Here is an 8,163-nt window from a genome sequence, read left to right as displayed (position 1 = left end):
CGGTGAATGCGTTTTTTACTACTCATGACTTGCTCAAATGCTTGCCTGGTCAAGGTTTCATTCTATTTTACCTTTTTTTGTATACCCCCTTGACAATTTGCACTTTTTCTTAACTTGTCACAAATGGGCAGCGTTTGCGAGATAACGTTCCTAGTCAGCGGCGGCAGATGACCTTGGTATCACAACCAATATCTCGATACCGTCCGCTGCACTAGGTTTGTTCTACGGCTGCTAGCCACCGAATAGACTATTCTAAGTAGGTTTGGGTTGAAATACTGAGTTATATTTCAAAATTCAAATTAGCCTATAATGCTTATCTAATAAGGTTTATGAGGGTTTTGCAAAACCTGACTTAGTTACGTTTAACTACCCCAACCTACTTAGGAGTATGAATTTCTAATATAAAGCAAGACTTCTCGGTACAAACTTTCTACATATGATTCTTGCACCGCACCTTGATACGCATAGTTATCTAATCCAGGTGCGCTATTAACCTCAATAACAGTATACTGACCATCATTTTGCTGCGTGATATCATTTGTGATTATATCAATGCCGCATAAAGTTAAATTCATATCTCTTGCAATCAGCAACGCTAGTTTTACAAAAGAAGGATGTATTTCATCTGTGAGTTCAATAGTTTCCCCTCCAGCCGACAAGTTTGAAATATCTTGCAAGATAACTCTTTCATTAGGAGCAGGTATGCTCTCTAGCGAAAGACCTTGCTGAAGGATTTTATGAGCAAGGCGTGTATCAGTATCTATCAATTTAGTGTCTCTACCAGACTGTACAAATAATCGTTGTTTCTTACAAATTAATTCAGATATAGAAGAATCTCCATCACCGATAACATGGAAAGGAATTCTTTGATAAGCAGATAGCACTCTCCTATCTAAAACTACTATTCTGTAGTCATTCCCAGAATAAAACTTCTGAATCTGAGCCGTGTCACAGTACGTGAAAATTTCTGACAAAAAGCTAAAATATTCCGATTCGTCGTTAACTTTAAAAACAAAGCTGCCCTGTGACATATTATTTGGCTTAAGAATCACGGGAAAGCCAATTCGTCTTGAGTAGTCTAATCCTTCTTGAAGAGTATCATTAGATTGAGTTCGAGCACATTTCTCGTCACTATATACCATAGTAAATTCGGGTACTTGATATCCGAATTTCTCAAGAAAAAAAGATGTCGCAGCTTTGTTTTTTGCAAGTGAAGTTGAGGCACTCAAGTTGAGATTGAAATTAACATCCTTGATGTAATACTTCTTCCCACTATCGAATAGGATAACTCCGTACATTGCTCTTGTTGGTTCAATCAGAATTTTCATTCCAATTTTTTGAGCAACGGTTAATAGAACAGGCATTAGTAGTTGCTTCCGCATATTTTCACTTTAACTAAGCATACTTTCAATAGCTTCTTTGTAAATGCACTTAGCTATCTGATAGTTACTGTCATTCAACTGAGAAAAATGCTCCATCATCACACCACTATTTATTTCTAGAACCAAATATTGATTGTTAGTTTCTATTATATCTATTGACGCGAAGTGAATATTTACAACTTTAGCTGTGTGCAATGCTAAATCACTTAATCGTCCAACAAGTTCTTCATCTTGAACAATTTCCGGGTTTGCTCCTTGTCCAAGATTATGTTTCCAATGTAAGTAATACTTCTTGCCAGAATCAAGGATTTTAGAATAATCTTCATCAGGAATATTAAAACTAACTGGACAATCTATGTTTTCTTTCAGGTAAGCAACCAAGAGCGGGCGTAAAGTAGATACTCCATCGCCTAATAAATAAGGAATGTTTTTCCGATAGACTAATTTAACTTTCCCATCTAGCACCACAACCCGAAACTCATTCTCTATTTCGTAAAACGGACACACTGCCATCGCTCTTGAGCGATTGTATATTTTGTATGCGGCATTCTCAAGCTCAAATTGATTTGAAACAAGGTAGACACCATTACCACCTGTTCCCTCATTCGATTTACATACGAGTTTTCCATGCCGATTAAGCAACTCGCATAATTTTGACCAATTACCAGAAACACCAACATACTTTATGTTTACTGGTGACATAAAAAAGGTATGTTCTACGACAGGGACTTTACTCAATTGCAATAAATCACTCGCACTACACTTGTCAGAGCAAATTAGATGCGATGTAGATGAATTTTTCTCGAACTGATAGCCAAAAATGTGTACTGCTGTGCTATCTCTCGATAAACGAAATATCCAGTCGTAGGAGAAAGATTCACAAGATATGTTATTTTCTCGACAGACTTCTTTAATTATTTTAACAATAGATCTTTGTGAATTTTGCATGATTGATTCGATAGTTCTAATAAATCTTGGATATATGTTCTAATCTGTTATTCCTCTGCTCTCATTAGCAAAGATTCTGATGGATGCCAATACTCACGCACATCACCAGCGAGATAAAGAGAACCAGTAATCCATACTAGATCATTCTCTGCCGCTCTAGATAAACCCTCTCGAACCGCACTAATTGGATCGCGCACTATGAAGCATGGCACAGATGGGGCAACGCTGTTAATAACCTTCTTCAATTCTTCAGGTGGACATGGCTCCCACAATCCTTTAATGTTAAACGCTGTCAATATGAAGCATTTCACATTATCTACGAGATAAGGCAATATATCTTCAAGAAGCTTTCCCTCTTTGAAAGAAATGATTATAACTCTTTCTTTACCTCCAAATAATTTGTTAACTGAATGTGAAGCAGATCTCATCTTGTCGGGATTATGCGCACCATCAAGTATTACAACTGGCTGGGTTTGTAATATTTCCATTCGACCTGGGATTATGACATTAGCGAACCCTTCCCTGACAGCAAAATCAGATAAGCTACCTTGTGAAAATAAATAAGCTGCTGCGACAGCGCAAGCTGCGTTATAGAACTGAAACTCTCCGAGAAGTTTGGTTAGCGATAAATTATCGTAAACTCTCTCTGGAAGATTTACACTTAAAGACCCCGAATTAACAGTAAATGAGAAGTCTTCCTCTAATTGCCATAATTGAGAACCGCTCTTTTCGCAACGTTGTGCAACAATCTCTCTTGTCGTTCTTTGAGAGAATCCACACACCACATTCTGAAGATCTTTGATAATGCCTGCCTTCTCTTCAGCGATTTCTTCTACAGTATTTCCCAATATTTCGGTGTGATCTAATCCAACACTTGTAAGCACTGATAATTTTGAGGACAAGACGTTTGTGGCATCAAGTCTTCCCCCTAAACCAACTTCGATAATTGCGACATCAACTTTTTGCTCTTCAAATAAGCAGAATGCCAAAGCTACTTGTGCTTCAAAATAGCTAGGCTGACCAAAGGGGTTTTCCTGAGCAACTTTCGCTATAGCCGATTTGACTCGTTCAAATATCTCGACAAGCTTTGTGGTCGCAACTGTTTTACAGTTAATCTGATACACCTCGTTAAATATCTGCAAGTGAGGGGATAAATAAAGCCCTGTTTTATAGCCCTGTGTGGTTAAGATTGACGCAATTAACGTAGAAGTAGATCCCTTGCCTGATGTACCTCCAACATGAATAGATAGAAAAGAGTTATGCGGATTTCCCAAGACTTCCAGTAGATGAGTGATTCGCTCTAGCTTCATATTCACATCTTTGTTGAACCGTTCTTGTGGAATTAGTTTGATAAAATCACTTTCCAAAGAATTATATAGATTTAGAATACGCTCCTTAGATTCAACCATTTCTCACCTCAAGTCATGGGCTGGAATTTGCCTGTTTTACACATATAACGCAAGTATTGCACATATATAGCAGCAATCCTAAATCATTTGTGAATTTCTTACTCCCTCCCCTTGGTAAGGGGAGGGTTGGGGTGGGGTAAAAATTTTACGACTCATTTAGGATTGCTATATCATCACACCTTTTTTGTTGCATAATGACTTTTTTTACTTTGTCGAATTCAAGCCGTAGAACTTATAATTGTATGGCAGTTGCGGTACAATACTGGATATAGTGGAATAATATCGCAGCTCGATGATGTATGTCAACCCCTTCTTACTCCCCATCAGAATCTCCGGCTCTCCTGGACTTTTGGTAAAAAAGTGGGGGGTTGCTGATAGCTTCATCAAAAGATTGAATTGAAAGCCTTACAGGGTAATGGATTGAAAATTGATAATTCTGGCTTATAACCTAAAAATCAGGAGAGCCGAATCTCCTTTCCTCGATCGAGTTCGCCACACGATTCGACTCAAGCACTTCAGCCTTCGCACTGAAAAAAGCTATCTTCATTATATTTGATATTAGAGTCGATCGCACCCGATCGCATATTCCCTGAATCAATTGTACTAATTTGATATGGGATTTTTAGCAGACCAGTTTAGAGAACAGATTTGAGTCCAAGACGATCGACGAATGGAAGAAAGTCCCGATCGCAAAATAAGAGTTCGTGATTATTTTCGATGCAGAAGGTGGCGATAATGACATCGATCGTTTTGCGAACTGTGATGCCTTGCTTTCTAAGGGTGCGAAAGTTGTCAGCACTTTTGATGGCGAGGTCAGCTTCGAGAAAATTGAAGACGGTGAGATTGCTGAGGAGATGTTTGGCCGTGTTGTAGTCGGAGTCTTGGCGAAACCCTTGGAGAACTTCGGTGAGGATAAGGTTGCCGATCGCGATCGGTTGGGTGGTGAGGAGTTGGTCAAGGCAATCGGTTTGTGGGGTGGATTGTCCGTTAAAGTAGTCAATCCAGACGCTGGAATCAACAATAATCATGGGCTTACTATTGTTCCGTATCCGTTCTCATGCGATCGAGGTCGCCGTCCCAGGCGAGTTTACCCCGTAGCGCCCGGAGGTTCTCTTGGTTTTTCATTTGGATCAGCAGGTTCAGGGCCAGTTCGACAACTTCTTGTTGTGCTGTGAGTCCAGTCGCCTGGAGCGCATTAGTGATGAGGGAGTTATCGATTTCGATCGTAGTTTTCATAGGTATTTTTGGGGTGAGTCTTATCGATCGCGCTTTCATCCAATTATAATCGTTCTGTCGGCTCCAACGCATTGTTAGGCTTCTGTCTTTGCGCGATTTGCATGAGCAGCCGAAGTGCTTCATTAACCGCGTCACTTGTTGGAAATGCTTGAGCAACATCAGGATCGAGCAACACAACATTCGTTCCTGTCCTGTAGCGATCGACATATTTTCCTCTAACGCCACCCTTCATCTTACTAAAATTATACTCAGGACGTAACTCGTCCTCTAGCTCTTGATTATTCTCCGTCTTCATAAAATCTCCGCTCATTTGAGAATTTCGATCGCTCGATCGTGACTACCTATTACGGCTTCTAGATGCTGTTGAGTTAGACCTCGACTTTCTAGATAATAAAGAATTGCTTCGATCGGATCGGGCATCACGATCGGCTCGTGTTTGTTTTCGTAGGCTTCAACTAAGGTGACTAATATTTCTAATCGATCGAATTCTGGAGTTCCTTGAGCAGCTTCAAACAAATGCTCTATTTCTTTCAGCGATGCTTTGTAATCTTCTTGGCTTCTAATAGGTTGTAGGCTGTACATAATTACCAATGACTTATTAGATTAGTAAGACTCAAATCTGCTGCTATCGTAGTAAAAAACTAGAAAAGTACCTCGATCGGACATAACTCCAAGAACAATGTCTAATTTCTCTAAAAAATAAGGACTGCCCGATTCGTCATCACTACTAACTATGGGTTCCTCCAATAACCTCACCACAATAGCTGGCTGATTTTGATGTGGGAGCTTTCTATTGTTTAAGTTTTTCTTCCACTTTACAATTTGCCCTACTTCAAAACTTTCCTTTTTCAAGAAGTTTTCACACGCATCCCTAAGCTGAGCAAGATGCTCTTCTCCATAGCTTTTTTCTTCTTCATTTGCAGAGCTTTTCTCACGTAAGCTATTAACAAGTTCAGCTATGATATCTTGCTGATTACTCATACTTTATAACCTCAGAATCAATGTTTTTATTTTCGCTTAAAAGCAACTGATTATTAATTTGAACTTCCTCCTCATCACAGGACGTAAAGGGCTTGCTGTTAAATAACGTACCAATTGTAGGATGCGTTTTTTGAATAGCAGCCCCAATTAAAGACCATACTAAAGAACTTGTCTCCTCCAATCTGCTTAAAGGAGAACTCTTGTCATCAATCTCCACATTATTTAGTGAGTATACAGACACTGGAGGAAGTAAGTACCAGCATGATGGGACAACATCTAATAACCACCAATCGAAGAGTTCACGTCTTCCATAAGAGCCTGGGAAAATAGCATAGCCCTCTAAGCAGTCATCTAAAATATTCAGCAGAGCTTGCAGAGAACGATCTGGCTCAAGTGTTTCAATCGCATTTCTGTAGACATCTAAAGCTTCTGATAGAACTTGAAAACTAGATACATTCTGCGCGGACAGGAAAGAGTTAAAGTCTTCTAATATAACATTCTCTATGTTTTGAATACCACTGCTAAGTTGCCTGTTCGGATTAAAAATTTCTGTGAGAGTCTTAAGTAGCCAATGTGTTAAACGCTTGATGGCTGCTTCTGGTATGGGACTATCAGGCTGGTAGTATTTAACAGTAGGTTCTACAACAACAGCTAAAGTCAAAGCCATCCAAACATAACGCAATTGACTTAGAAGACGATTACTACCTTGAAATGAGTCCAAAATCTGGCCTAAAGCATCTTCAAGCAGCACAGATCCATCTGGCTCTGATTGATAAAGCTCTTCATAACGATGATGCGACACCGAAACTATAGCCTTCTGCAATGACGTAGGCATATTGTACAGTAAAGACTGCCGATTTCTAGTTACTTGCTTGTATATAGAACCGCTCCCTTGAAAGATCATGATTTAACTGCTTAGGACTCTCGTGGATATGGATAATCCCAAAAAACATCAATGTTTATGTTGGGAAACTTTTCTTTGAACTGTTTCAGGACATTGTTGCAGCTTTCACAGGGCTGTAACTCACTATAGAGGTAGAGATTACCCTTTACCCCTCGATCGTAGGACAATTCAAGCGTATCTGCAATCGCGGAAAAAACTTTGTACTCAGCGTCTGTATCCATAAGGCGACCAGTCCGCGAATCGACTGACGGTTCAAACTGCCCTCCTTCAGATTTGGGTAGCGGTCGAGGAATTGGACTTTTGCTTCCCCCTTTAGAAGTTGCTCCAACACAGAAAGCTATATTGTTAGACAGATATACATCCGCAATAGCAACATTACTTGTACCTATCGGTCTTTTGAGGTATTTCGACCGAATATCACCAGCTCTAGCTTGTAAGTCCTCCTTTTTAGCTTGTAAGTCCTCCTTGTTCAAGATATCAAATCCTGTGGGGTATCTCTATTCTAAATGTATCAAGACATCAGATAATTAGACCTACTTCCTCCATATATCCTCATAATTTTACCAGATAGACGGACAACTGGCAAGTGATTTTCCTATTTTCCGTCGATATATGGACACTTTCCGTCTATTTCATCATGGAACCCAAACCTAAAAAATTGCTAGACTATCATCACTAAACCGGATCAGGCGATCGCTCAAAAACAATTTCTTCATAGAATTGCTCGATCGGCAAACTTAAACCAATACTTTTAAGCTCGACGCGATCGCCCGCTCGATAGCTCAGAATCAACCAGTCCCCGGCATCATTTTTATGATAAATATCGATCGCCATTTCATCAGAACTCACCAACACATAATCAATTAAATTCGGATTGCGGCGATATTTTTCAAACTTCTTGCCGCGATCGTAAGCCTCCGTACTATCCGATAAAACCTCAACGATTAAGCAGGGATAGGTAATATATTGAGGGCTAGAATTATCTCGCCGATCGCAAGTGACACTCAGATCTGGATAGGTATAGTTGCGAGTATTGAGGATATTTACGCGGCAGTCAGAATTGTATGTTTTACAACCACTTCCCCGCAGGTGGGGCTTGATTCTCAGTAAAAAGTTTCCCGCGATATCACTGTGATTTCTAGTCCCGCCAGTCATCGCATATACGCGACCATCGATTAGCTCATGTTTTTCTAATTGCTTCTCTTCCCAAGCAAAATACTCTTCAGGCGTAAAGTACCGCTCCTGCTCTCTAGCTGCAATCATAACAATCTCCTAATTAAAAAAAACTATCTTCATTATATTT

The 8,163-nt window shown here is 39.7% G+C and carries 11 protein-coding genes; all 11 read right to left on the bottom strand.

Annotated features, from left to right (window positions below; genetic code table 11):
- Positions 1-380: 380 nt before the first annotated feature.
- The 11 genes from QZ918_RS26995 to QZ918_RS26945 all read right to left on the bottom strand — a co-directional run bounded on the left by QZ918_RS26995 (position 381) and on the right by QZ918_RS26945 (position 8,123).
- Entirely contained in the window at positions 381-1,364 is a 984-nt protein-coding gene (locus QZ918_RS26995; RefSeq protein WP_293340608.1) for a hypothetical protein, read from the bottom strand.
- Between the two features lie 27 nt (positions 1,365-1,391).
- Positions 1,392-2,330 (bottom strand): ATP-grasp domain-containing protein, encoded by a 939-nt coding sequence (locus QZ918_RS26990; RefSeq protein ID WP_293340605.1) that lies wholly within the window; start codon positions 2,328-2,330, stop codon positions 1,392-1,394.
- Between the two features lie 47 nt (positions 2,331-2,377).
- Positions 2,378-3,739 carry a bifunctional folylpolyglutamate synthase/dihydrofolate synthase gene (locus tag QZ918_RS26985; RefSeq protein WP_293340602.1) on the bottom strand — a complete coding sequence of 454 codons (1,362 nt, stop codon included), beginning with the start codon at positions 3,737-3,739 and terminating at the stop codon, positions 2,378-2,380.
- A gap of 635 nt (positions 3,740-4,374) precedes the next feature.
- Positions 4,375-4,767: a type II toxin-antitoxin system VapC family toxin gene (gene vapC, locus QZ918_RS26980; protein ID WP_293340600.1), complete on the bottom strand. Its 393-nt coding sequence runs from the start codon at positions 4,765-4,767 to the stop codon at positions 4,375-4,377.
- 7 nt (positions 4,768-4,774) lie between these two features.
- The gene (locus QZ918_RS26975) at positions 4,775-4,975 is read right to left on the bottom strand and encodes a type II toxin-antitoxin system VapB family antitoxin (protein WP_293340597.1); all 201 of its coding nucleotides are present in this window, start codon (positions 4,973-4,975) and stop codon (positions 4,775-4,777) included.
- A 43-nt stretch (positions 4,976-5,018) separates the two neighbouring features.
- Positions 5,019-5,285, bottom strand: a complete 267-nt coding sequence (locus tag QZ918_RS26970; protein ID WP_293340594.1) for a hypothetical protein — start codon at positions 5,283-5,285, stop codon at positions 5,019-5,021.
- The gene (locus QZ918_RS26965; RefSeq protein WP_293340591.1) at positions 5,282-5,557 is read right to left on the bottom strand and encodes a helix-turn-helix domain-containing protein; all 276 of its coding nucleotides are present in this window, start codon (positions 5,555-5,557) and stop codon (positions 5,282-5,284) included. The genes QZ918_RS26970 and QZ918_RS26965 overlap by 4 nt, the downstream gene beginning before the upstream one ends.
- A gap of 21 nt (positions 5,558-5,578) precedes the next feature.
- Positions 5,579-5,956 (bottom strand): hypothetical protein, encoded by a 378-nt coding sequence (locus QZ918_RS26960; RefSeq protein ID WP_096829653.1) that lies wholly within the window; start codon positions 5,954-5,956, stop codon positions 5,579-5,581.
- Positions 5,949-6,791 (bottom strand): hypothetical protein, encoded by an 843-nt coding sequence (locus QZ918_RS26955; protein WP_293340587.1) that lies wholly within the window; start codon positions 6,789-6,791, stop codon positions 5,949-5,951. The genes QZ918_RS26960 and QZ918_RS26955 overlap by 8 nt, the downstream gene beginning before the upstream one ends.
- An 80-nt stretch (positions 6,792-6,871) precedes the next feature.
- Positions 6,872-7,333 carry a deaminase domain-containing protein gene (locus QZ918_RS26950; RefSeq protein WP_293340584.1) on the bottom strand — a complete coding sequence of 154 codons (462 nt, stop codon included), beginning with the start codon at positions 7,331-7,333 and terminating at the stop codon, positions 6,872-6,874.
- Positions 7,334-7,535: 202 nt separating this feature from the next.
- Positions 7,536-8,123, bottom strand: coding sequence for a Uma2 family endonuclease (locus QZ918_RS26945; RefSeq protein WP_293340581.1), 588 nt, complete (start codon positions 8,121-8,123; stop codon positions 7,536-7,538).
- Between the last annotated feature and the right edge of the window lie 40 nt (positions 8,124-8,163).

The organism is Microcoleus sp. CAWBG58, assembly GCF_020883045.1.
Taxonomy (GTDB): Bacteria; Cyanobacteriota; Cyanobacteriia; order Cyanobacteriales; family Microcoleaceae; genus Microcoleus.
Note: the sequence above shows the minus strand (reverse complement) of the source record. Positions and strands in the feature narration are given on the sequence as shown.

Coding starts and splice junctions, on each gene's coding strand:
- QZ918_RS26995 (WP_293340608.1), bottom strand. CDS start 1,364: ATGCCTGTTCTATTAACCGTTGCTCAAAAAATTGGAATGAAAATTCTG.
- QZ918_RS26990 (WP_293340605.1), bottom strand. CDS start 2,330: ATGCAAAATTCACAAAGATCTATTGTTAAAATAATTAAAGAAGTCTGT.
- QZ918_RS26985 (WP_293340602.1), bottom strand. CDS start 3,739: ATGGTTGAATCTAAGGAGCGTATTCTAAATCTATATAATTCTTTGGAA.
- vapC (WP_293340600.1), bottom strand. CDS start 4,767: ATGATTATTGTTGATTCCAGCGTCTGGATTGACTACTTTAACGGACAA.
- QZ918_RS26975 (WP_293340597.1), bottom strand. CDS start 4,975: ATGAAAACTACGATCGAAATCGATAACTCCCTCATCACTAATGCGCTC.
- QZ918_RS26970 (WP_293340594.1), bottom strand. CDS start 5,285: ATGAGCGGAGATTTTATGAAGACGGAGAATAATCAAGAGCTAGAGGAC.
- QZ918_RS26965 (WP_293340591.1), bottom strand. CDS start 5,557: ATGTACAGCCTACAACCTATTAGAAGCCAAGAAGATTACAAAGCATCG.
- QZ918_RS26960 (WP_096829653.1), bottom strand. CDS start 5,956: ATGAGTAATCAGCAAGATATCATAGCTGAACTTGTTAATAGCTTACGT.
- QZ918_RS26955 (WP_293340587.1), bottom strand. CDS start 6,791: ATGCCTACGTCATTGCAGAAGGCTATAGTTTCGGTGTCGCATCATCGT.
- QZ918_RS26945 (WP_293340581.1), bottom strand. CDS start 8,123: ATGATTGCAGCTAGAGAGCAGGAGCGGTACTTTACGCCTGAAGAGTAT.